This is a genomic window from Micromonospora sp. WMMD712 (assembly GCF_029581295.1).
Classification (GTDB): Bacteria; Actinomycetota; Actinomycetes; order Mycobacteriales; family Micromonosporaceae; genus Micromonospora; species Micromonospora carbonacea.
Window position 1 is genome coordinate 6,792,971 of the sequence record NZ_CP120743.1, and the last position, 20,245, is coordinate 6,813,215.

General features: G+C 76.4%; 19 protein-coding genes. 10 read left to right on the forward strand and 9 right to left on the reverse strand.

Annotated elements, in window-relative coordinates:
• Positions 1 to 221 precede the first annotated feature (221 nt).
• Positions 222 to 1,550, reverse strand: a complete 1,329-nt coding sequence (locus tag O7633_RS29385; protein ID WP_282324708.1) for a ribonuclease D — start codon at positions 1,548 to 1,550, stop codon at positions 222 to 224.
• Positions 1,551 to 1,929: 379 nt separating this feature from the next.
• Here O7633_RS29385 and O7633_RS29390 point away from each other — a divergent pair, with 379 nt between their 5' ends.
• Both O7633_RS29390 and O7633_RS29395 read left to right on the forward strand, forming a co-directional pair.
• Positions 1,930 to 3,093 (forward strand): trypsin-like peptidase domain-containing protein, encoded by a 1,164-nt coding sequence (locus tag O7633_RS29390; RefSeq protein ID WP_282328678.1) that lies wholly within the window; start codon positions 1,930 to 1,932, stop codon positions 3,091 to 3,093.
• An 86-nt stretch (positions 3,094 to 3,179) separates the two neighbouring features.
• Positions 3,180 to 4,241, forward strand: coding sequence for a hypothetical protein (locus O7633_RS29395; RefSeq protein ID WP_282324709.1), 1,062 nt, complete (start codon positions 3,180 to 3,182; stop codon positions 4,239 to 4,241).
• Positions 4,242 to 4,425: 184 nt separating this feature from the next.
• Here O7633_RS29395 and O7633_RS29400 read toward each other — a convergent pair whose 3' ends face one another.
• Positions 4,426 to 4,998: a DUF3000 domain-containing protein gene (locus tag O7633_RS29400; RefSeq protein ID WP_074473999.1), complete on the reverse strand. Its 573-nt coding sequence runs from the start codon at positions 4,996 to 4,998 to the stop codon at positions 4,426 to 4,428.
• 196 nt (positions 4,999 to 5,194) lie between these two features.
• Between O7633_RS29400 and hemE the strand changes: the two genes are divergently transcribed.
• The 3 genes from hemE to hemQ are packed head-to-tail and all read left to right on the forward strand — an operon-like array spanning position 5,195 to position 8,411.
• On the forward strand, positions 5,195 to 6,286 hold the full coding sequence (hemE, locus tag O7633_RS29405; RefSeq protein ID WP_278133226.1) for a uroporphyrinogen decarboxylase: 1,092 nt from the start codon (positions 5,195 to 5,197) through the stop codon (positions 6,284 to 6,286).
• A gap of 14 nt (positions 6,287 to 6,300) precedes the next feature.
• The gene (gene hemG, locus O7633_RS29410; RefSeq protein ID WP_282324710.1) at positions 6,301 to 7,713 is read left to right on the forward strand and encodes a protoporphyrinogen oxidase; all 1,413 of its coding nucleotides are present in this window, start codon (positions 6,301 to 6,303) and stop codon (positions 7,711 to 7,713) included.
• On the forward strand, positions 7,710 to 8,411 hold the full coding sequence (gene hemQ / locus O7633_RS29415; protein ID WP_074474002.1) for a hydrogen peroxide-dependent heme synthase: 702 nt from the start codon (positions 7,710 to 7,712) through the stop codon (positions 8,409 to 8,411). Before hemG ends, hemQ begins: the two co-directional genes overlap by 4 nt.
• Before the next feature lie 130 nt (positions 8,412 to 8,541).
• Here the strand turns inward: hemQ and O7633_RS29420 are convergent, their stop codons facing one another.
• The 3 genes from O7633_RS29420 to O7633_RS29435 form a co-directional block, all read right to left on the reverse strand.
• Positions 8,542 to 9,642, reverse strand: coding sequence for a lytic polysaccharide monooxygenase (locus O7633_RS29420; RefSeq protein ID WP_282324711.1), 1,101 nt, complete (start codon positions 9,640 to 9,642; stop codon positions 8,542 to 8,544).
• 124 nt (positions 9,643 to 9,766) lie between these two features.
• Positions 9,767 to 10,366 carry a GNAT family N-acetyltransferase gene (locus tag O7633_RS33200; RefSeq protein WP_348776308.1) on the reverse strand — a complete coding sequence of 200 codons (600 nt, stop codon included), beginning with the start codon at positions 10,364 to 10,366 and terminating at the stop codon, positions 9,767 to 9,769.
• Positions 10,367 to 10,481: 115 nt separating this feature from the next.
• Positions 10,482 to 10,742, reverse strand: coding sequence for a hypothetical protein (locus tag O7633_RS29435; RefSeq protein WP_043962543.1), 261 nt, complete (start codon positions 10,740 to 10,742; stop codon positions 10,482 to 10,484).
• A gap of 160 nt (positions 10,743 to 10,902) precedes the next feature.
• On the opposite strand from O7633_RS29435, the gene O7633_RS29440 reads away from it, so the two are divergent.
• Positions 10,903 to 11,178 (forward strand): isoamylase early set domain-containing protein, encoded by a 276-nt coding sequence (locus O7633_RS29440; protein ID WP_282324712.1) that lies wholly within the window; start codon positions 10,903 to 10,905, stop codon positions 11,176 to 11,178.
• Positions 11,179 to 11,220: 42 nt separating this feature from the next.
• On the opposite strand, the gene msrB is transcribed toward O7633_RS29440, so the two are convergent.
• Positions 11,221 to 11,631, reverse strand: a complete 411-nt coding sequence (gene msrB, locus O7633_RS29445; protein WP_178063952.1) for a peptide-methionine (R)-S-oxide reductase MsrB — start codon at positions 11,629 to 11,631, stop codon at positions 11,221 to 11,223.
• Positions 11,632 to 11,678: 47 nt separating this feature from the next.
• Here msrB and ligD point away from each other — a divergent pair, with 47 nt between their 5' ends.
• Complete coding sequence (gene ligD, locus O7633_RS29450; protein ID WP_282324713.1) at positions 11,679 to 12,707, forward strand: non-homologous end-joining DNA ligase; 1,029 nt, start codon at positions 11,679 to 11,681, stop codon at positions 12,705 to 12,707.
• 50 nt (positions 12,708 to 12,757) lie between these two features.
• Here the strand turns inward: ligD and O7633_RS29455 are convergent, their stop codons facing one another.
• Both O7633_RS29455 and O7633_RS29460 read right to left on the reverse strand, forming a co-directional pair.
• Positions 12,758 to 13,018 carry a hypothetical protein gene (locus O7633_RS29455; protein ID WP_278133238.1) on the reverse strand — a complete coding sequence of 87 codons (261 nt, stop codon included), beginning with the start codon at positions 13,016 to 13,018 and terminating at the stop codon, positions 12,758 to 12,760.
• 3 nt (positions 13,019 to 13,021) lie between these two features.
• Complete coding sequence (locus tag O7633_RS29460; RefSeq protein ID WP_278133239.1) at positions 13,022 to 13,363, reverse strand: hypothetical protein; 342 nt, start codon at positions 13,361 to 13,363, stop codon at positions 13,022 to 13,024.
• Positions 13,364 to 13,451: 88 nt separating this feature from the next.
• Between O7633_RS29460 and O7633_RS29465 the strand changes: the two genes are divergently transcribed.
• The gene (locus tag O7633_RS29465) at positions 13,452 to 13,643 is read left to right on the forward strand and encodes a hypothetical protein (protein ID WP_278133241.1); all 192 of its coding nucleotides are present in this window, start codon (positions 13,452 to 13,454) and stop codon (positions 13,641 to 13,643) included.
• Positions 13,644 to 13,673: 30 nt separating this feature from the next.
• Here the strand turns inward: O7633_RS29465 and O7633_RS29470 are convergent, their stop codons facing one another.
• On the reverse strand, positions 13,674 to 13,970 hold the full coding sequence (locus O7633_RS29470; RefSeq protein ID WP_278133243.1) for a hypothetical protein: 297 nt from the start codon (positions 13,968 to 13,970) through the stop codon (positions 13,674 to 13,676).
• A 159-nt stretch (positions 13,971 to 14,129) separates the two neighbouring features.
• Between O7633_RS29470 and O7633_RS29475 the strand changes: the two genes are divergently transcribed.
• Together O7633_RS29475 and O7633_RS29480 are read left to right on the forward strand one after the other, a co-directional pair.
• Complete coding sequence (locus tag O7633_RS29475; protein WP_282324714.1) at positions 14,130 to 17,321, forward strand: FtsX-like permease family protein; 3,192 nt, start codon at positions 14,130 to 14,132, stop codon at positions 17,319 to 17,321.
• On the forward strand, positions 17,318 to 20,200 hold the full coding sequence (locus tag O7633_RS29480) for an FtsX-like permease family protein (RefSeq protein ID WP_282324715.1): 2,883 nt from the start codon (positions 17,318 to 17,320) through the stop codon (positions 20,198 to 20,200). Before O7633_RS29475 ends, O7633_RS29480 begins: the two co-directional genes overlap by 4 nt.
• Positions 20,201 to 20,245 lie beyond the last annotated feature (45 nt).

Sequence of the window (20,245 nt, forward strand, 5' to 3'; positions counted from 1 at the left end):
CCACGGACCGAACGAGGATCGCGGCACGGGCGTGGTCCCTCGGATGCTACTCGCCAGTAACCATCCTCGACACCACGCCCCGTGTGGCCCACCCCACATCGCCGGAACGTCCGGCGGCGGCACCGCCGGGCCCGCGACCGCCGCCGGCCCCGGGGCGACGCGTCAGGCCGCCGCCGGTTCCGGCTGCCGGGGTCAGGCCGCCGGCGATGCGGGCCGCCGGGTCAGGGCGCCGGCGCCGGACCCGCCAGCGCGGCGGTCAGGTCGGCCACCAGCAGCGTGAGCTGCCACTCCCGCGCCCCGAAGCCCCGGAGCGTCTCGGCGACCGTCGCCTCGGACACCTCGGCCGGCGGGGTCCAGGCGAGCCGGCGGATCGAGTCCGGGGCGATCAGGTTCTCCGGCGGCAGGGTGTGCTCGCCCGCGATCCGGACCACCACCTCCCGGCACCGGGCCAGCCGGCCCGCCGCCACCGGGTCCCGCTCCGCCCAGCGGTGCGGCGGGGGCGGCCCCTCCACCACCGGCGTCACCGGCAGCGCGTCGTCGGGCAACTGCCGGGCGTCGTCCAGCGCCGCCAGCCAGGTGCGGGCCAGGCGGCGCACCGACCGGCCCCCGAAGCCCGGCAGGGTCAGCAGCGTCTTCTCGTCCCTCGGGTCCAGCTCGGCGGCGGCCACGATCGCCGAGTCCGGCAGGACCCGGCCCGGCGCGGCGTCCCGGCGGGAGGCGATCTGGTCCCGGGCGTACCACAGGGCCCGGATCCGCGCCTGGGCGCGCGCCCCCCGCACCCGGTGGATGCCGGAGGTGCGCCGCCAGGGCTCCGCCCGGACCCGGGGCGGGCGGTCGACGCTGCGCACCAGCGCGGCGAACTCCTCCGCCGCCCACGCCGACTTGCCCTGGCGGGCCAGCTCCGCGTCGAGCACGTCACGCAGGTCGGTCAGCATCTCCACGTCCAGCGCGGCGTAGGTGAGCCACGACTCCGGCAGCGGCCGGCTCGACCAGTCCGCCGCCGAGTGGTGCTTCTCCAGGCTGAAGCCGAGTAGCTGCTCGGTCAGCGCGGCCAGCCCGACCCGCTCGAATCCCGCCAGCCGGGCGGCCAGTTCCGTGTCGAACAGCCGGCGCGGGCGCAGCCCCACCTCGGCCAGGCAGGTCAGGTCCTGGCTGGCGGCGTGCAGCACCCACTCGGCGTCGGCGATGGCCGCGTCGAGGCTGCTCAGGTCGGGCAGCGGCAGCGGGTCGACCAGCGCCGTGCCGGCCCCCGCCCGGCGCAGCTGCACCAGGTAAGCCCGCTGGCTGTAGCGGTAGCCCGAGGCGCGCTCCGCGTCCAGGGCGACCGGGCCGGTGCCGGCGGCGAAGCGGGCCACGACCTCGGCCAGCCCGGCCTCGGTCGTCACCGGCTCGGGTGTCCCCTCGCGGGGGGCGGTCAGGGGCACGGGCCCGTCGACGGTCGGTTCGGGCCCCGCGTCCACCGGCTCCGGCGCGGCCGACGGCGATTGGTGCGGCTCGTTTCCCGTTCGGCTTTCGGCGGCCCGACGGCGCAGGGGTGGTTCGTCGGTCACCTGACAACCCTAGTGCGCGCGGCGATCCGGCGCGCGCAGCCGGGTGCGGTGTGTGTCGGCGTCGTGCGGTCCGCGTCGGCTACTTGACCCGGCATGCCAGGGTCGGACATCGGGGAAGACAAAGCGCGGCGGCGCGGGTACGTTCCTTCGGGCCGCCGCCCGGGACGGAACCGGCGTCGGCGGGCACCAGGGCGGCGACGGGGAGGACGTGACGATGACGACGGCTGGGTACGGTGCGACGGGCCCGGGGCAGGGGCCCGGCGACGGCTCGGGCGGAGGCTGGGCCGCCCCGGCGCGACCCGCCGAGCCGCCGGTGGGCGAGCAGCCCGCCGCCGCGACCCCGGCCGGCGACGCCCGCCCCGGCCCGCTGCCGCCCCGCATGGATCCGCCCCGGTCCGACCCGCACCGCGGCAGCGCCGCCGTGTATCCGCAGGCCGGGAGTTCCTACCCGCCGGCCGGCGGCACCCCACCGCCCGCCGGCCAGGCCACCCCGCCCGGTCACTGGCCCGGCGCGTCGTCCCCGCCCGCCCAGTCCGCCGTGCCCGGCCAGTGGTCCGGCCCCGCGCCCGCCGGCTGGGCCGCCCCGCAGCCGCCGGCCGCCGCCCCGCAGCAGTCACCCGCCGCCGGCCAACAGCCACCGGCCGGATACGCCGCGCCGCCGTCGCCCGCGCTCCCCGGCCCGGCGTACCCGCACGGCGGGGCGTCCCCGGCCCCCGGGTCGGCGTGGCCCGCGCCCGCCCCGGCCGGCGGGGCCACCCCGCAGCCCCGGGGCAGGGCGCTGACGTTCGTCGCGTTCGGGCTCGCCCTGGTCCTGGCCGTGGTGAGCGGCGTGCAGGCGTACCAGATCAACCGGCTCTCCGACCGGCTGGCCGACACCGATCAGCGGCTGGCCACCGCGCAGACCGACGACGCCACCCGGCTCGACGGCCTGGAGCAGCGGGCGCAGGCCCTGGAGAAGCAGGCCGGGGCGCAGTTCAACCCGGAGGCGGTGGCCAGCGCCGTGCTGCCCAGCGTGTTCCGGGTCCGGGCCGGGCAGTTCACCGGCACCGCCTTCGCGGTCGGCAAGCCCGACACCGGAGGCGGCACCAACCTGTTCACCAACTTCCATGTGGTCGAGTCGGTCTGGGTCGGCGGCGGCCGGGAGGTCTTCCTGGAGCGCACCGACCAGCGTTACCCGGCCACCATCGTCAAGGTCGACGAGGCCAACGACATCGCCCAGCTGCGCACCACCAGCAAGTTCACCGGGCTGGTGACGGCGTCCACCGCGGTCAAGCCCGGTCAGCAGATCGTCGTCGTCGGCGCCCCGCTCGGCCTCCAGGACAGCGTCACCACCGGCGTGGTCAGCGCCTTCCGCGAGGCGGGGCAGGGCTCGGGCCCGGTCATCCAGTTCGACGCGCCGATCAACCCCGGCAACTCCGGTGGCCCCGTCATCAACGGCCAGAAGCAGGTGGTGGGCATCGCCACGGCCAAGGCCCGCGACGCCGAGGGCATCGGTCTCGCCGTACCCATCAAGGTCGCCTGCGACGGCTTCCGGATCTGCTGACCTCGGCCGTTCCGCGCCGTCCGTCCCGTACCAGCCGGTTCGTCGCGGCCCCGGCCACGGGCCGCCCCACCTGGAGGAAGAGAAGAATGTCGCAGCCACCGACCGGGCCGGGGAGCCAGCCGCCGTATCCGCCGCCGGACGGCCCCGGCCAGCCCGTGCCCCCGCAGTACGACCCGACGGGCCAGCCGGCGGAGCCCACCCGGCAGTTCGCCCCGGGCCAGTACGGGACGCCGCAGCCGGCGGCGGAGCCGACGCAGCAGTTCGCACCGGTCCAGCAGCAGGGCGCGCCGCCGCCGACGCAGCCGTTCACCCCGGGTCAGTACGGATCACCGCAGCCGGCGGCGGAGCCGACCCAGCAGTTCGCTCCGGTCCAGCAGGGCGCGCCGCCGCCGACCCAGCCGTTCACCCCGGGCCAGTACGGGACGCCGCCGCCGCAGCCGACGCAGCCGTTCACCGCGCCGGTGTCGACGCCGCCGGTTTCCGGTGCCGGCTACCCGCCGGTGTCGACGCCGCCGGTTTCCGGTGCCGGGCACCCGCCGGTCTCCGGTCCGGGGCAGCCGTCGCCGGGGTTCGGCCAGCCGATGTCGGTGCCGCCCGCCTCGGGACCGGCCTTCGGCCAGCCGATGTCCGGCCCGCCGGGATCGGTGCCGCCCCACGGCCAGCCGGGCGCGCCGGCGTCCTACGGTCCGCCCGGCGCGCCGCCGCCCTACGGCGCCCCGATGCCGGGCGCGGGCCGAGGTGGGCGCAAGGTGCTGGTCCTGGCCGTGGTGGCCGGGCTGCTCTTCGTCCTCGGCGGCGTGATGACCGGCCTCTACGTGACCAAGAGCAGCGAGCTGGACCGCACCGAGAAGCGGCTGACCGGCCAGGTCAGCGAGCGGGACGGCACGATCGCGGCGAACAAGACCGAGATCGAGAAGCTCAAGACGGACCTGCAGGCCGTGCGGGAGAAGCTCTCCAACACCGAGCAGGACCTCACCGGCACCCGCAACGACCGGGACGAGCAGGCCCGGCAGAAGAAGGTCATCGCCACCTGCCTGGACAAGCTGACCAGCGCGTTGACCGCCGCGGCGGCGAACAACAAGGCCGCGTACGACAAGGCCACCGAGGGCATGAACAAGGTCTGCGACGAGGCCGAGAACTACCTCTGACAGCGCGCGGTCAGGAAGTCACCCGCCCAGCCCAGCCCCGCCCGCGCCACGACGGGCGGGGCTGGGCTGCACCGGGCCCGGCACCCGCAGATCTTGGAGCGAAACGGCCCCTCCAGGGGCCGGAATTTGCCAAGATCTGCGGCTTGCGGCTTGCGGCTTGCGGCTTGCGGCGTGCGGCGGGCGGTCAGGCCGCGCCCGCCGGGCGGCGCTCCGTCAGGGAGGTCACCCCGGGCGGGGGCAGGCCCGCCGTCGAGGCGAGCAGGGCGCACCAGGCCATCAGGTGCGGGGTGAGGTCCTCGCCGAGCGGGGTCCACGAAGCCCGGATCTCGATGTCGCCAGCGGCCGGCGGCCCGGCGAGGTCGCCGAACCGGGTCGACATGGTCTGGGTGACCGTGCCCCCGATCGCCCGGTGCGGGGCGTCCTGCGCGTCCAGCGCGTCGGTCAGCCAGGTCCAGCCCACCCCGGGCAGCAGCGGGTCGGCGGCCAGGTCGATCTCCAGCTCCGCCGTGACGTAGGTGACCAGCCGCAGGGTGCCCTGCCACGCCTCGTGCCCGGCGGGGTCGTGCAGCAGGATCAGCCGCCCGGTGGCCACCTCGTCGCCGTCGCGCAGCACGGTCGCGGAGAGCGCGAAAGCGTACGGCGCGAGGCGCTGCGGCGCGCCGACCTCCTCCAGGACGATCTCCGATCGGGGCGCGGCCGACCGCAGCCCGGCGACCGCGCGGGCGAAGGTCTCCGGGAGCGCGATCGGGGGGGCCATGCCGGCAGCCTATGCCGCCTGCCGCCCAGCCGCCGGAACGGCACGCCGACGGCCTGCGGCGGCGGCCCCACCAACGGTGGACGGTGAGCGGGGCACCCTGCTCTACCGAATGCGTTAACAGGGGGCCCTTCCTTGCACGTCACAAAAGGCGGCCGGGGTGGGGGAGGGGGTCCGGGGGCGTGGCACGATAGCCGCGATGAGCACCGAGACGACGGGCACCGCCGCCCGAGACGGAGAATCCCGCCGCACCGGGACGGGCGGGTCGCCGTTCGTCCGGGCCTGCCGGCGCGAGCCCGGTCCGCACACGCCCGTCTGGTTCATGCGCCAGGCCGGCCGTTCGCTGCCGGAATACCGCGAGATCCGCAAGAACGTGGGGATGCTGGAGTCCTGCCGCCGCCCCGAGTTGGTCGCCGAGATCACCCTCCAGCCGGTCCGCCGGCACGGGGTCGACGCGGCGATCCTGTTCAGCGACATCGTGGTGCCGGTGGCCGCCGCCGGGGTCGAGCTGGACATCGTCGCGGGCACCGGGCCGGTGGTCGCCGAGCCGGTGCGCACCGTCGCCGACGTCGAGCGGATCCGGCCCATCACCCGCGCCGACGTCTCCTACGTCGACGAGGCGGTGCGGCTGCTCGTCGCCGAGCTGGGCGACACCCCGCTTATCGGCTTCGCCGGCGCCCCGTTCACGCTGGCCAGCTATCTGGTCGAGGGCGGGCCGTCGCGGACCCACGCGAAGACCAAGGCCCTGATGTACGGCGAGCCGGAGCTGTGGCACGCCCTGTGCGCCCGGCTGGCCGAGGTGACGCTGGCGTTCCTGCGGGTGCAGGTCGAGGCCGGGGTGTCGGCGGTGCAGCTGTTCGACTCGTGGGCCGGGGCGCTGTCCGAGGCCGACTACCGGCGCTACGTGCTGCCGCACTCGACGAAGGTGCTGGCCGGGCTCGCCGACGCCGGGGTGCCCCGGATCCACTTCGGGGTGGGCACCGCCGAGCTGCTGCCCGCCATGGGCGAGGCCGGCGCGGACGTGGTCGGCGTCGACTGGCGTACGCCGCTGGACGTCGCGTCCCGCCGGGTCGGCGCGGACAAGGCCGTGCAGGGCAACCTCGACCCGTGCGTGCTGTTCGCCCCGTGGCCGGTGGTCGAGGCGGAGGTGCGGCGGATCCTCGCCGAGGGGCGGTCTGCCCCCGGCCACGTGTTCAACCTCGGTCACGGCGTCCTGCCGGAGACCGATCCGGACGTGCTGACCCGGGTGGTCGCGCTGGTGCACGAGGTGTCCGCGCGCCCGGGCGAATAGCAGAGGGGGCGACCGTGCGGCAGCCGTGGCGGGTGGCGATCGTCGGGGGCGGGATCACCGGGCTGGCCGCCGCCGTCCGGCTGGCCGACCGGGCCCCGGCCGGCACCGAGGTCACCGTCTACGAGCAGTCCGGCGTGCTCGGCGGGAAGCTGCGCACGGGCGAGCTGGCCGGCGGGCCGGTGGAGTTCGGCGCGGAGTCGTTCCTGATGCGGGACCCGGCCGGCGGCGAGTCCGCCGCGGTGGCCCTGGTGCGCCGGCTCGGCCTGGCCGGCGACATCGTGCACCCCAGCGTCGGGCAGGCCGCCCTGGTCGTCGACGGGGGGCTGCGCCCGGTCCCGGGCGGGACGCTGGTGGGCGTACCCGGGGACCTGGCGAAGGTGACGGCGGTGGCCGAGCCCGCCGCGGACGCCGACCGCGACGCCGGCCGGCCGCTGCTGGCCCCCGACGCGGACGTCTCCGTCGGGGCGCTGGTCCGCGCCCGGTTCGGCGACGCGGTGGTCGACCGGCTGGTCGACCCGATGCTCGGCGGCGTCTACGCCGGCCGGGCCGACGACCTGTCCCTGGCCACCACGATGCCGGCGCTGGCCCGCGCGGCCCGGGTGGAGCACACCCTGCTCGGCGCGGTCCGGGCGGCGCAGGCCGCCGCGCCCCGCGCCCCCGGCGAGCCGGTCTTCGGCACCCTGGCCGGCGGGCTGAGCCGGCTCGTCGAGGCCGCCGCCACGGCCGGCGGGGCGACGATCCGCCGCACCGCGGCCGTGCGGGAGCTGACCCCGACGGCGACCGGCTGGCGGCTGACCGTCGGCCCCACCCGCGACCCGGAGCTGGTCGACGCGGATGCGGTGCTCCTCGCCGTCCCGGCCCGGCCGGCGGCCCGCCTGCTGGCCGGCGTCGCCGACCTCGCCGGGGCCGCGGCGACCATCGGCGAGCTGGACTACGCGAGCGTCGCGCTGGTCACCCTCGCGCTGCCCCGCCCGGAGCTGCCGGCGCTGTCCGGGTTCCTGGTGCCGGCCACCGAGGGGCTGCTGATCAAGGCGTCGACGTTCTTCACCACCAAGTGGGGGCACCTGGCCCGGCCGGACGGGTTGGCCCTGGTCCGGGCCTCCGTGGGCCGCTACGGCGAGGAGGCGTCCCTCCAGGTCACCGACGACGACCTGGCGGAGGCGGTGCACCGGGAGCTGTCGAAGGTGCTCGGCGTCCCGCTGCCCGCGCCGGTGGCCCGCCACGTGCAGCGCTGGGGCGGTTCGCTGCCGCAGTACACCCCGGGGCACCTCGACCGGGTGGCCGCCGTGCGGGCGGCGCTGCGCGGCGCGCACCCCACGCTGGCCCTGGCCGGCGCCGGCTACGACGGCGTCGGCATCCCGGTCTGCGTCCGCTCCGGCGCGACGGCGGCCGAGGAGATCATCACGGCACTGGGAGGATCGGCATGACCGAGCAGACCAACGCGGCGCGGCTGCGGGAGCTCAACGAGAGCATCCGCTACACGATGTGGTCGGTGTACCGGGCGACCAGCCCGCTGCCGTCGCTGCGGGAGAACGTCACCGGCGAGGTCGAGGCGCTCTTCGCGGAGCTGGCCGGCAAGGACGTGACGGTGCGCGGCACGTACGACGTCGCCGGGCTGCGCGCCGACGCCGACCTGATGATCTGGTGGCACGCACCGACCAGCGACGCGCTCCAGGACGCGTACCTGCGGTTGCGCCGCACCACCCTGGGCCGGGCGCTGACCCCGGTGTGGTCGCAGCTCGCCCTGCACCGGCCGGCGGAGTTCAACAAGAGCCACATCCCGGCGTTCCTGGCCGGCGAACAGGCGCGGGCGTACCTGTGCGTCTACCCGTTCGTCCGCTCCTACGAGTGGTACCTGCTGCCCGACGCCGAGCGGCGCGAGCTGCTCGCCGAGCACGGGAAGATGGCCCGGGGATACCCGGACGTGCGGGCCAACACGGTCGCCTCGTTCGCCCTCGGCGACTACGAGTGGATGCTCGCCTTCGAGGCCGACGAGCTGCACCGCATCGTGGACCTGATGCGCGACCTGCGGGCGTCGGGGGCCCGCCGGCACGTCCGGGAGGAGGTCCCGTTCTACACGGGCCGCCGCCGCGCGATCGCCGACATCGTCACCTGCCTGCCCTGACGGGCTGAGTGCAAGGAAGGGCCCCCTGTTAACGCAAAACGTTGCACAGGGGGCCCTTCTTAACGCGCGCCGGTGCGCGGGGCGGGCGGCGAGCCGCCGGCCTGTCGCGCGGGCGTCGTGCCGTCGGCCGTCAGACGGTCGGCGTGCAGGTGGGGGTCGGCGCGGTGTTGGTGCCGTTCGACGAGGCGACGAACCCGAACGAGGTCTTCCCCCCGGCGGCCAGCGACCCGTTGTAGGCCACGTTGCGTGCGGTCACCGTGGACCCGCTGGTGGTCACCGTCGAGCTCCAGTAGGAGCTGACCTGCTGGCCGTTGGCCCAGGTCCAGGTCACCGTCCAGCCCTTGATCGCCGACGAGCCGGCGGTCACGTCGATCTCGGCCTGGAACCCGCCGTTCCAGGAGGAGACGGGCCGGTAGGTCGCCGTGCAGCCCCCGGTCGCCGGCGGGGTGGTCGGCGGCGGCGTGGTGGGGGGAGGGGTGGTCGGCGGCGGGGTGGTGGGCGGGGTCGTGGTGGGCGGGGTGGTCGGGCCGCCCCCGCCGAAGTCCACGTCGCTGCACAGGTAGTACGACTGGTCGAGGTGGCTGGCCTGCCAGATCGTGTAGACGATGTGCCGCCCGGTGCGTCCCGGCGCGTTGGCCGGCACCTGGATCGACACGCCCGACGCCTCCTTCTTCCACTGGGACGCCGGAGTGTTGCCGATCTGGCCGACCAGTTCCAGGTCGTTCCAGCCCAGCGGCTTGGTCAGCGCGTCGAAGCCCTGCTTGGTCACGTACACCCGGATGTAGTCCGCGCCGTGACTGGCCTGGTCGTCGAGCTTGATGCGGAAGCTGTTGGAGATCGAGGTGGTCTTCCACGCGCCGATCGTGTCCAGCGAGTTGTACTGGCCGCTCTGGGTGTGGCCGGCGCTGCACAGCTGGCCGTCGGGGATGGCGGCCTGGTGGTTGCCGGCGACGCCCTCCCGGAACAGGCCCATCCAGTTCCACATGGCCTGCGGGTCGGCCTGGAACGCCTGCCAGCACATCGGGTCCTGGGTGGCCATGGCGGGGTTCATGTGGTCGGCGCCCCAGCGCTGCCAGCAGCCGTAGTTGCGGGACGCGGGGTCGACGACGGACCCGTGGGCGGACGCGGGGTTCGCCAGGGCGGTGGTGAGCAGCATGGCGGCGGCCGTGCCGACGGCGAGCAGCCAGGCTGCCAGGCGCGGCGCGGAACGCCTGCGCACGAGGGTGGACAATGGAGCCTCCGGGATGAGGGGTCGACTGTGACGACGCCCGGATCGCGGGAGTTGCCCCTCCCGTGCCGTTCGCGCTACTCCCGTGGCGGCTCTGCTGCGAGATTCCCACACCCATCGGGGTGTGTCAATTTTCGGCGCCCTCCGGGGCGTCGGCGGGGCCGGGCTGCCGGCGCATCGGGGTGTGCGGGATGCCGTCCTCGACGTACTCCGGCCCGCTGACGGCGAAGCCGTGCCGGGCGTAGAAGCCGACCAGGTGGGACTGCGCCTCCAGCACGCACGGCCGGTCGCCCACCGCGGCCAGCGCCTCGGCCATCAGCCGCCCGGCGTGGCCGCCGCCCCGGGCCCCCGGCGCGACCACGACCCGGCCGATCCGCGCCAGGCCGTCGGGGTCGGCCAGGATCCGCAGGTACGCCACGACGCCGCCGTAGCTCTCGGCCTCGCCCCCGGCGTCGACGTGGCCGGCGTCGCCCCCGCTCCCGGCGTCGCCCTCGCCGCCCTCGACCGCCTTGTCGGCGTCATCCCCGGGCCGCCGGCCGGCGGGAGCCGGGCGGGCCAGCCACACGTGCCGGGTGCCCGGCTCGACGTCCCGGCCGTCGAGTTCCGGGTACGGGCACCGCTGCTCCACCACGAACACGTCGACGCGTAGTCGTAGCAGGTCGTGGAGGGTGCGGGCGTCCAACTGGGCGAAGGAGGCGATCCGGGCCTCGACGGTCTGCGGCGACACCCGCCGATGCTAGGCCGCCCGCCCTCGGCGTAAGGAAGGGCCCCTTGTTAACGCATTCTGTAGAGGAAGGGCCCCCTGTTAACACCCGTGTTAAGAAGGGGCCCTTCCTTGCGGTTCAGCGGGGGCGGGCGCCTACGGCGTCGCGGATCTCCGCGCCCCGGTCGCCCTCCTCCTGGCGGGCGCAGTGGCCGCAGCAGAAGAAGCGCCCCGACACCTCGACCCCGTGGCCGACGATCTTGACCTGGCAGTGTTCGCAGATCGGGGCCAGCCGGTGCGCCGCGCACTCGAAGCAGTCGAAGGTGTGCACGTCGCCGCTGACCGTGCGCACCTCGAACGCCATCCAGTAGTCGTTGCCGCAGACCTCGCACGTCGCCATCGCCGAACCCCCGTAGCCGAAAGGACAGATGTCCCCCAGCGTGCGCCAGCGGCCCGAACCGGGCGGCCAGAACGGCATAAAACGGTCATAGTGGGCGGCGTGTCGCGGCCGGCGTGTCGGGCGTTGTGCCTGGTGAAAGCCTCGACCCCCGGAGGACGACGTGATCAAGCGCAGCAGGCTCTTCGGCAACCAGACCCGGGTCACCTTCTGCCTTCCCAGCGAGGCGCCGGCCGGCCCGGTGAGCGTGGTCGGCTCCTTCAACGACTGGGAGCCGGGCCGCCACGAGCTGGTCACCCGGCGCGACGGCACCCGCACGGTGACCGTCCGGCTCCGGCCCGGGGCGTACCGGTTCCGCTATCTCGCCACCGGCGGCGTCTGGCTCGACGACGAGTCCGCCGATCGGGTCGACGAGCAGGGCAGCGTGCTGATCGTCTGACGGCGGCCCGCGCCCCGCCGGCCGGAACCGGGCCGCCTTCCGTCAGCCCTGGGCCGGCTCCAGCCGGATCGAGATCGAGTTGACGCAGTGCCGGGTGTCCTTCGGGGTGAAGCCCTCGCCCCGGAAGACGTGCCCGAGGTGGCTGTCGCAGCGGGCGCAGCGGATCTCCGTGCGCCGCATGCCGTGGCTGTCGTCCTCGATCTCCTTCACCGCGCCCGGTATCGCGTCGTCGAAGCTCGGCCAGCCGCAGTGCGAGTCGAACTTGGTGTCGCTGGGATAGAGCTGCGCGCCGCAGGCGCGGCAGCGGTAGACCCCGGGGGTCTTCGTGTCCACGTACTCGCCGGTCCACGGGCGCTCGGTGCCCGCCTCGCGCAGCACCTGGAACTCCTCCGGGCTGAGCCGGACCCGCCACTCGTCCTCGGTGCGGGGCAGTTCGTTGTCGTCAAGACTCACCCCGCAACGGTACGTCGGCTGTCGGTGCCGTGGCATATGGTCGCCAGATGGCAGGCACCGCGAAGGCACCGGCCGCCGAGGTCGAGGTGGCCGGACACACCGTACGGCTGAGCAGCCCCGACCGGGTGATCTTCCCGGAGCGGGGCTTCACCAAGGCGGACGTCTTCGGCTACTACCTGGCGGTCGGCGACGGCATCGTGCGCGCCCTGCGGGACCGCCCGACCACGCTGCAACGCTTCCCCGACGGCATCGGCGGGGAGGCGTTCTTCCAGAAGCGGGTGCCGGCCCGGGGCGTGCCCCCGTGGCTGACCACCGCCCGGATCACCTTCCCCAGCGGCCGGACGGCCGACGAGCTGTGCCCGGTCGACCTCGCCCACGTCGCGTGGGCGGCCCAGATGGGCACCGTCGTGTTCCACCCCTGGCCGGTGCGCGCCGGCCACGTCGACCACCCCGACGAGCTGCGCGTCGACCTCGACCCGCAGCCCGGCACCGACTTCGCCGACGCGGTCGCCGCCGCCGTCGAGCTGCGGGCCCTGCTCGCCGAGCTGGGCGCGACCGGCTGGCCGAAGACGTCCGGCGGCCGGGGCGTGCACGTCTACCTGCGCATCGCGCCCCGGTGGACGTTCACGCAGGTGCGCCGGGCCACCATCGCGCTGGCCCGGGAGCTGGAGCGCCGCCGCCCCGACCTGGTCACCACCGCCTGGTGGAAGGAGGAGCGGGGCGAGCGGGTCTTCGTCGACTACAACCAGATGGCCCGGGACCGCACGATCGCCTGCGCCTACTCGCTGCGGGCCAACGCCCGGGCCACCGTGTCCACCCCGGTCACCTGGGCCGAGCTGCCCGACGTCGACCCCGACGACCTGCACCTGGGCAGCGTCCCGGCCCGGCTGGCGCAGCGGGGCGACCCGCACGCCGGCATCGACGACGCGGCGTGGGACATCACCCCGCTGCTGGAGTGGGCCGACCGGGACGCGGCGGCGGGGCAGGGCGACCTGCCGTACCCGCCGGACCACCCGAAGATGCCCGGCGAGCCCAAGCGGGTGCAGCCGAGTCGTGCCCGGCCTTCCACCAGCTAGCGGGGCCGACATCGAGCCTTCTCGGCTATCCGAAGGCGAGGCTGTGGAGTTCACTGGTTGCCGGCCAGGCCGCCGGTGGGAAAGACGTACGAGTCGCCGCAGATCCGGGTGATTCCGGGATCGGTGCAGGCCCGGTGGGCGCTCAGGTCAGCGGACCAGATCGCGACGGCGACATCCATGACGTGGCGACCGCACGCGTACACCGCCGCGTCGAGGGAAGCGGGTCGACCGAGGCCGGCGGGGGTGACGACCTCCATGCGTACGGTGGCAGCCTCTCCGCACTCGGGCAGGGCGAACGGCACGCCGTTCACGGGTCAGAACCCAAGCTGATCAAGTCCCGGGGCGGGCGGCGGGTCGAGCCGTCCGAACGCTCGGGCCGTCCAGGCCAGGAACCGGTCGAACAGCTCCTCCGGGGTCGGCGGTTGGCTCGGAGTGAGCTTCATCAGGTCTCTGGCGGCGTCGAACAGCATGCCGGCCATGTACACGGGCAGGCCGGCGCGATCCCGGCGGTAGTCCATCGTCAGCAGCAGCCGGGCTGGCGGACACGGCCAGGCGGCGGCGCAGACCCGGCACAGCCACAGGGGCCGCATCGGTGCGTGTGGGCGGACGGCTCGGGCTTGCCGGCCGTGCACGGGGGAGATGTTCGGCGGGGGCATCCCCACATAGTGCCTACGCTGTTATCGGTCGTCAACCCCGATCGCTGTTAACGATCGCTGAGCAATCGGCAGTACCTACCGTCAACTCATGGTCGAGTTCGTGGGGATCGCTGAGATACGAGTGATGCTCGGCGGCGTGTCGCGGGCTCGGGCGTCCGTGATCGCGTCTCGCCGCGACTTTCCCGCCCCCTACCAGGTGCTGACCATGGGGCAGATCTGGCGGAAAACCGACGTCGAGGAGTGGATCAGGGAGTATCGGCCGGACCTGGCCCCAGAGTGAGGAAGTGCCCGGCCGGGGTGTCGTCCGGAATCAGCTGATCGGGCCCGTCATCGCCTCGACGGCCTCCTTCGCCGTGCGCAGGTCCGCGCCCGTCGCCTCCCGGTACGCCTTGATCGCCTGGATCTTCTGGCCCCGGGCCAGATACTCGCGGACCCCGGGCGGCTCCGGCCGCCGGTCGACCACCCCGAGGTGGTCCAGCACGAGTTGGAGGCGGCGGTCGATCTCGGCCAGCCGGGCCTCCGTGACCCGGTCCCGCCGGGGGCCGGCGAGCTGACCGGCCAGCAGCAGCACGACGCCGATCGTCAACACGATGAGGGCGATCTCCATGCCAGCCATCCAAGCAGGCCGCCGCCAGGCCCCCGAGGGCAGGACCGGCGGCCGGTGAGCGCCGGGCCATAACGGTCGGATAACGGGCGCGAACCTTTCCGTACCCGCAGTGGGTCTCTGTGTCCGTCGGCTCCGCGGGGGCCCGGGGAGGCAGCGGAGATGATGCTGGTGTGGAGGCGGGCGTGGGCCGCCCGGGGGCTGTTGTCCGCCGCGTTGGTGGCGGCCCTGGTGGCGGTCGCCCTCGTGACCGGGCTGGCCGACTACAGCCGGCGGGCCGTCGACGCGGGGCAGCGGGCGGTGCTCGCCGCGTCGCCCGCCCAGGAACGCAGCCTGCTGGTCGGCGGCTCGGGCGGCCCCGACCGGGCCGCCTTCGCCACCCGGGACCGGGCGGTCCGCGACCGCTTCGCCGCCGGGCTCGGCGGGGCGGCGGTGACGGTGCGCGGGGCCCGCTACGGCACCGGGCGGGAGCTGACCGGCGACCTCGGCGCCGCGCGGGTCGGCGACGATCCGGTCTTCGCCGAGCTGACCACCCTGGAGGACCTGGCCGGGCACGCCGAGCTGGTGGCGGGGCGGCAGCCCACGGGCGGGGCCGTGCCGACGCAGGTGCTCCTGCCGGAGCGGGTCGCCGGGGTGCTCGGCCTGACCGTCGGCGAGCGGGTGCCGCTGCGGGACCGGGCCACCGAGCGCACCGGCGAGGTGGAGGTGGTCGGCCTCTTCCGGCCCCGGGACCCCGCCGGGTCGTACTGGCGGCTCGCGCCGGGGGCCGTCGCCGCCGGCTCCGAGACGTCGTACGGGCCGTTCCTGCTCGACCCGGCCGACTTCGACCGGACGTTTCCCGGCACCACCTCGGCGGCCTGGCTGGTCGAGCCCGACCTGGCGGCGGTCGGGCCGGGCCGGCTGGACGCCGTGCGACGCGCCGTCGCCACGGAGGTCGCCGACCTGCCCGGGGCGACGGGCCTCGGCTCCTCCGCCCAGACCGTCACCACCATGGACCGGCTGATCGACCGGCTGACCCGCGCCGACCTGGTGGGCCGGTCGTCGCTGCTCACCCCGCTGCTGCTCGTCCTCGTCCTCGGTGGGTACGCGCTGATCCTGGTGGCGGCCCTGCTCAACGAGGACCGTCGGGGGCAGACGGCGCTGCTGCGCGCCCGGGGCGCGGCCCGGGCGCAGATCGCCGGGCTGGCCCTGCGCGAGGCCGCCCTGGTGGTCCTGCCGGCCGCCCTGCTCGGGCCGCCGATCGCCGCCGAGGCCCTGCGCCGGATCGGCCGGGAGCAGGGCTGGTCGGAGCTGACCGCCCCTGGCGGCGCGACCCTCACCTGGGCGGTCGCCTCCGCCACGGCGGCCGGCTGCCTGGTGGCGATGGCGCTGCCGGCGCTGCGCCGCGCCGGCACGTACGTCGCCGACATGGCGGCCCGGTCCCGGCCGAGCCGGGGCGCGGCGGCCCAGCGGATCGGCGTCGACCTGGCCCTGGTCGGCCTGGCCCTGCTGGCCTGGACGCAACTGCGGCGGTACTCGTCCCCGCTGGCCGGCGCCGACGGCCGGCTCGGCGTCGACCCGTTGCTGGTGGCGGCACCCACGCTGGGCGTGCTCGCCGGCGCCGTCGTCGCGCTGCGCCTGCTGCCGCCGGCGGCCCGGCTCGCCGAGCGGTTCGTCGACCGCCGGCCGTGGCTGGCCGCGACGCTGGGCATGTGGCAGGCGGGCCGCCGGCCGCACGCCGGCCCGGTGCTGCTGCTCGCGCTCGCCGTGGGCGGCAGCACCCTGGCCTGGTCGCTGGTGACCACCGGGGAACGGTCGCACGTCGACCAGGCGGACTTCACCGTCGGGGCCGACCTGCGGCTGGTCGAGCGGTCCGGGGCCGCGCCGGCCGAGCGGGCCGGCCGGCTCGCCGCCCTGCCCGGCGTGGACCGGGCGGTGCCGGCCTGGCGCGACGACATCCGGGTGGGCCGCGAGGACCTGCCGGTGAGCGTGCTGAGCCTCGACGCGGCGGCGGCGTCCGACGTGGTCCAGTTCGACGAGCGGCTCGCCGGTGAGCCGCCCCGGACGCTCTTCGACCGGCAGGTACGCGGCCGGGCCGCCCCCCTCGGCGTCGAGCTGCCCGCCGCCGCCCGCCGGCTCGCCGGCACGGTCGCCACCCCGGTGACAGATGCCGCCAGGCCGCACCCGGTCCGGGTGTCCGCCCTGCTCACCACCGCCGACGGCGGCGCGTGGAAGCTGCCCCTGGCCAGCGCGGGCAGCGACGGCCGGCCCGTGCCGGTGGTCGTGGACCTGCCGGACAACGGCGGCCGGGCGTACCGGCTGGCCGGGTTCGACGTCGACGCCGGGCCGGCGATCGGCTCCGGCTACCGGCTGGAGGTGACCGGTCTGCGCACGGTGGACGCGGGCGGCGCGACCAGCCCGGTGCCGCTGGCCGGCGACTGGGTGCCCCGGCTGGACGACCCGGAGAGCGCGGAGCCGGCCCGGTTCGCCGACGGCGTGCTGCGCGCCGGCCGGAAGGTGGCGCGCGTCGCGGGCGGCCGGTTCGCGACGCAGCCGGCCAGCCGCTTCGCGGTGGTGCCGGCCGGCGCGGGCGCACCGGTCCCGGCGCTGATCACGCCCCAGGTGGCCCGCGCGCTGAGCGTCGGGCGGGGCGACACGATGGACGTCGGCCTCTCCGGGGTGACGCTCACCGTCGAGGTGGTCGGTGAGGTCGACGCGGTGCCGGCCAGCGGCGGGGCGGCCGGCGGCATGCTGCTGGACCTGCCGGCGGCGCGGGACTGGCTGCTGCGGGCCACGGGCACCGTCCGGCCGGTCTCGGAGTGGTGGGTCCGCACCGGGGCCGGCGGGTCCGCCGAGGCGGCGCGGGCGGCGGCGGGCCTGCCGGGGGTGACCGTGCTGGACCGGCGGGAGACGGCGGCGGAGGCCGGCCGCGACCCGTACTGGCTGGGCACGCGCACGGGCCTGCTCGCGGCGGCGGCGGGTTCCGTCCTGCTCGCCCTGGTCGGGCTGGGCGTGGACGTCTGGGCCACCGCGCGCCGACGGATCGGCGAGCTCGCGGTGCTGCACACCCTGGGCGCACCGGCGCGGCTGCTCGCCCGCGCACTGCTCACCGAGCAGACGTTCCTGGCCGGCATCGGCGTCGGGGTCGGGCTGCTGGTCGGCGCGGGGGTGGGCGCCACCATGGCCCCGCTGGTGGTGCTCACCCGGTCGGCGGACCGGCCGGTGCCGGAGGCGGCCTTCGCGCTGCCCTGGCTGCCCGTCGCCGGCACCGCCCTCGGCCTGCTGCTGGCGGCGCTCGCGTTCAGCACGGTGATCGCCTCCGGCGTCCGCCAACGCGTCGCGGCGGCCCAACTACGGATCGGCGGAGAGCGATGACCAGGGGTGGGACCAGGGGAACCCGGGCGGCGGGGTTCGGCGGCGGCGGGGCCGCGCTGGCCGGGGCCGTCCGCCGGGTGCGGGCGTTCGCGGGGCAGTTCCTCCTGCTGGGGATGCTGGCGCTGGTGGCCGCGCTGCTGGTGACCGCCGTGCCGCGGACGGCCGACCGGCTCGCCGAGCAGGGGCTGCGGGAACACGTCGCCGGCCGGCCGGCCGCGGAGCGGGACCTCACCCTCACCGCCCCCGAGCTGCCGGCCGGGGGCGGCGGGGTCGTCACGCCGGTCACCGCGGGCCGGGGCCAGGAACTCGACAGGTTCCAGGAGGACCTGCCCGAGGCCGTCGGGGCGGCGGTGCAGAGCCGCTGGTTCCTCGCGGAGACCGCCCTGAGCCGGCTGACCGGCCCCGACCTCGCGGCGAAGAACTACTTCGTCGTCGCCCGGCTCCGCTCGGCGCCGGGCGTCACCGGGGCGGCCACCCTCACCGCGGGACGCTGGCCGGCGCAGGCGGTGGGCGCGGGGCAGCCCGTCGAGGTCGCGCTGGCCGCCGACACGGCCCGCAAGCTGAACCTCCGCGCGGGCAGCCGCCTGCGGTTCAGCGGCGTCGGCGGGCAGTCGCTCCCGCTGCTCGTGGCGGGCGTCTTCGAGCCCGCGCCCACCGCCGACGGCGTCTGGGACACCCTGCCGTCGGCGCTGCGGGTGACCGAGCCGGCCGGCGACGCGCAGCCGTACGAGATGGTGGCGCTGACCAGCGACGCGGGCCTGGACGCGGCGATCGCGACCGGCGTGCCGGTGCGGTTCTCCTGGCGCTATCGCCTCGGCGGACTGGACGTGGCCGACCTGGGCGCCGTCATCGACGGCGTACGGCGGCTGGAGCGCACGCCCCCGGCCGGGCTCACCGTCACGCAGGCCGTGGACGTCCCGCTGCGGCAGTTCCTCGACGCGGTCTCCGCCGCCCGGACGCTGCTCGCGGTGATCGCCGCCGGGATGATCGCGACCGTGGCGGGGCTGATCGTGCTCGCGGCGCGGCTGGCAGCCCGCCGCCGGGAGGCCGAGTTCGCCCTGCTGGTGGCCCGGGGCGGCGCGCCGACCAGCGGAGCGCGGCGCAGCCTCGCCGAGTCGGCGCTGGTGGTGCCGCCGGCCGCGGCGCTCGGCTGGCTGCTCGGCCGGCTGCTGCCCGGTTCCCCGGCGGGGACGGCGGGGACCGACTGGCTGGTCCTCGTCGCGGCGGTGCTGGCCACCCTGGCCCTGCCCCTGGCGACGCTGGGCTCCCCGGCCCCGCCGGGCGGCCGCCGCGACCTGTCCGGCCGCCGCGCCGGTGGCCGCCGGCTGACCCTCGAACTCCTCGTCGTCGCCCTCGCCGTGCTGGCCACGTTCCTGATCCGTCGCCGGGGGCTCAGCCCCGGCTCGGTCGACCCGCTGCTGGTCTCGGTGCCGGTGCTGCTGGCCGTCGCCGCCGCGGTGCTGGTGCTGCGGCTCTATCCCTGGCCGCTGCGGCTGCTCGGCCGCGTCGCGGCCCGCACGCGTGGCAGCGTGACCTTCCTCGGGGTGGCCGGGGCGAGCCGGTCGGCGGCCACCGGGCCGGTGGTCGTCGTCGTGGTCGCGGTCGCCACGGCCGCGTTCTGCGGGGTCGTGGCGGGCGGCATCGAGGCCGGCCGGGACCGGACGGCCACCGTCGCCGTGCCGGCGTCCGCGCTGGTCGACGGGGAGCGGCTCGCCCCGGACACCGGCGCGGCCCTGCACCGGCTGCCCGGCGTGCGGCGCAGCACCCCGGTGCTGCGGGAGGGCGCGCTGCGCGTCGCCGACGCGCGGGGCGTCGACGCGGGCCTCGCCGCCGTCACCGTGCTGCTGGTCGACGGGCCGGGCCTGGCCGACACGGCGCGCGACGCCGGGGTGGACGTGTCGGTGCCGCCGGTGCTGCGGGCTGGCCGGTCGCCGGGGCCGACGCCCGCGCTCGTCTCCCCGGCGCTCGCCGCCGAGCTGGCCCGCGCGGGCCTCGACGGGTCGGCCATGGTGACCGTGCAGGGGTACGCCCAACCGTTCCGGGTGGCCGACACGGCCGACGGTTTCCCGCTGGTCCCGCCCGACGTCGACCGGTTCGTGGTGCTGCCCTGGCAGGCGCTGCCCGGGGCGGGCCCTCCCGGCCCGCCGCCGCCCGGCTCCGGGACGCCCGGCCCGCCCGGCTCCGGGACGCCCGGCCCGCCCGGCTCCGGGACGCCCGGCCCGCCCGGCTCCGGGACGCCCGGCCCGCCCGGTCGGGGCGGGACCGGCCCGGTGCCGACGGCGTTCCTGGTCTCCGGCGACGGGTTCGACGTGGAGGCGCTGCGGCGGGCGGGCGACGAGGGTCAGCGCCGCTACCAGACCGGCGGCAGCTTCGCCGCGGGGGAGCGCCCGCGTGGCGCCGAGGTGACCACCTGGCAGGGCGCCCGCCAGCAGCTCGGCGGGGGCGGCGCGAACGGCCTGCTCGTCTTCGGCTTCGCCGCCGGCGCGGCCGGGGGCGCCGCGTTCGGCCTGCTGGCGGTCGCCTTCGCGGTGCTCGCCGGTGCGCGGACCCGGGCGCAGGCGCTGTCCCGGCTGCGCACCCTCGGCCTGTCCCGCCGGCAGTGGCGGGGCCTGCTGCTGGTGGAGCTGACGCCCCTGGTCGCCGCCGCGCTGCTCACCGGCGCGCTCACGGGGGCGCTGCTGCCCCTGCTGCTCACCCCGGCGCTCGGGCTTGCCGCGTTCACCGGTGGCGAGCCGGTCCGGGTCGCGTTCTCGCCCGGCCTGGTCGGGGCCGTCCTGGCGGCCGGCGCGGTGGCGTTGGCCCTCGCGGTGACCGTGGAGACGGTGCACAACCGCCGCATGCGCCTCGGCGAGGTGCTCCGGCTCGGAGAGGGGAGCTGACCGTGTGTGCAGACGTGGCGGGGAATGCTGACGATGCGTGGAGAG

What these genes read in the sequence shown, in the direction of transcription:
- O7633_RS29475 (WP_282324714.1), top strand. Translation starts at nt 14,130, where the DNA reads ATGATGCTGGTGTGGAGGCGGGCGTGGGCCGCCCGGGGGCTGTTGTCC.
- O7633_RS29435 (WP_043962543.1), bottom strand. Translation starts at nt 10,742, where the DNA reads ATGGCGACGTGCGAGGTCTGCGGCAACGACTACTGGATGGCGTTCGAG.
- ligD (WP_282324713.1), top strand. Translation starts at nt 11,679, where the DNA reads ATGGCAGGCACCGCGAAGGCACCGGCCGCCGAGGTCGAGGTGGCCGGA.
- hemQ (WP_074474002.1), top strand. Translation starts at nt 7,710, where the DNA reads ATGACCGAGCAGACCAACGCGGCGCGGCTGCGGGAGCTCAACGAGAGC.
- hemE (WP_278133226.1), top strand. Translation starts at nt 5,195, where the DNA reads ATGAGCACCGAGACGACGGGCACCGCCGCCCGAGACGGAGAATCCCGC.
- O7633_RS29390 (WP_282328678.1), top strand. Translation starts at nt 1,930, where the DNA reads ATGGATCCGCCCCGGTCCGACCCGCACCGCGGCAGCGCCGCCGTGTAT.
- O7633_RS29395 (WP_282324709.1), top strand. Translation starts at nt 3,180, where the DNA reads ATGTCGCAGCCACCGACCGGGCCGGGGAGCCAGCCGCCGTATCCGCCG.
- O7633_RS29480 (WP_282324715.1), top strand. Translation starts at nt 17,318, where the DNA reads ATGACCAGGGGTGGGACCAGGGGAACCCGGGCGGCGGGGTTCGGCGGC.
- O7633_RS29460 (WP_278133239.1), bottom strand. Translation starts at nt 13,363, where the DNA reads ATGCCCCCGCCGAACATCTCCCCCGTGCACGGCCGGCAAGCCCGAGCC.
- O7633_RS29400 (WP_074473999.1), bottom strand. Translation starts at nt 4,998, where the DNA reads ATGGCCCCCCCGATCGCGCTCCCGGAGACCTTCGCCCGCGCGGTCGCC.
- O7633_RS29470 (WP_278133243.1), bottom strand. Translation starts at nt 13,970, where the DNA reads ATGGAGATCGCCCTCATCGTGTTGACGATCGGCGTCGTGCTGCTGCTG.
- O7633_RS29465 (WP_278133241.1), top strand. Translation starts at nt 13,452, where the DNA reads ATGGTCGAGTTCGTGGGGATCGCTGAGATACGAGTGATGCTCGGCGGC.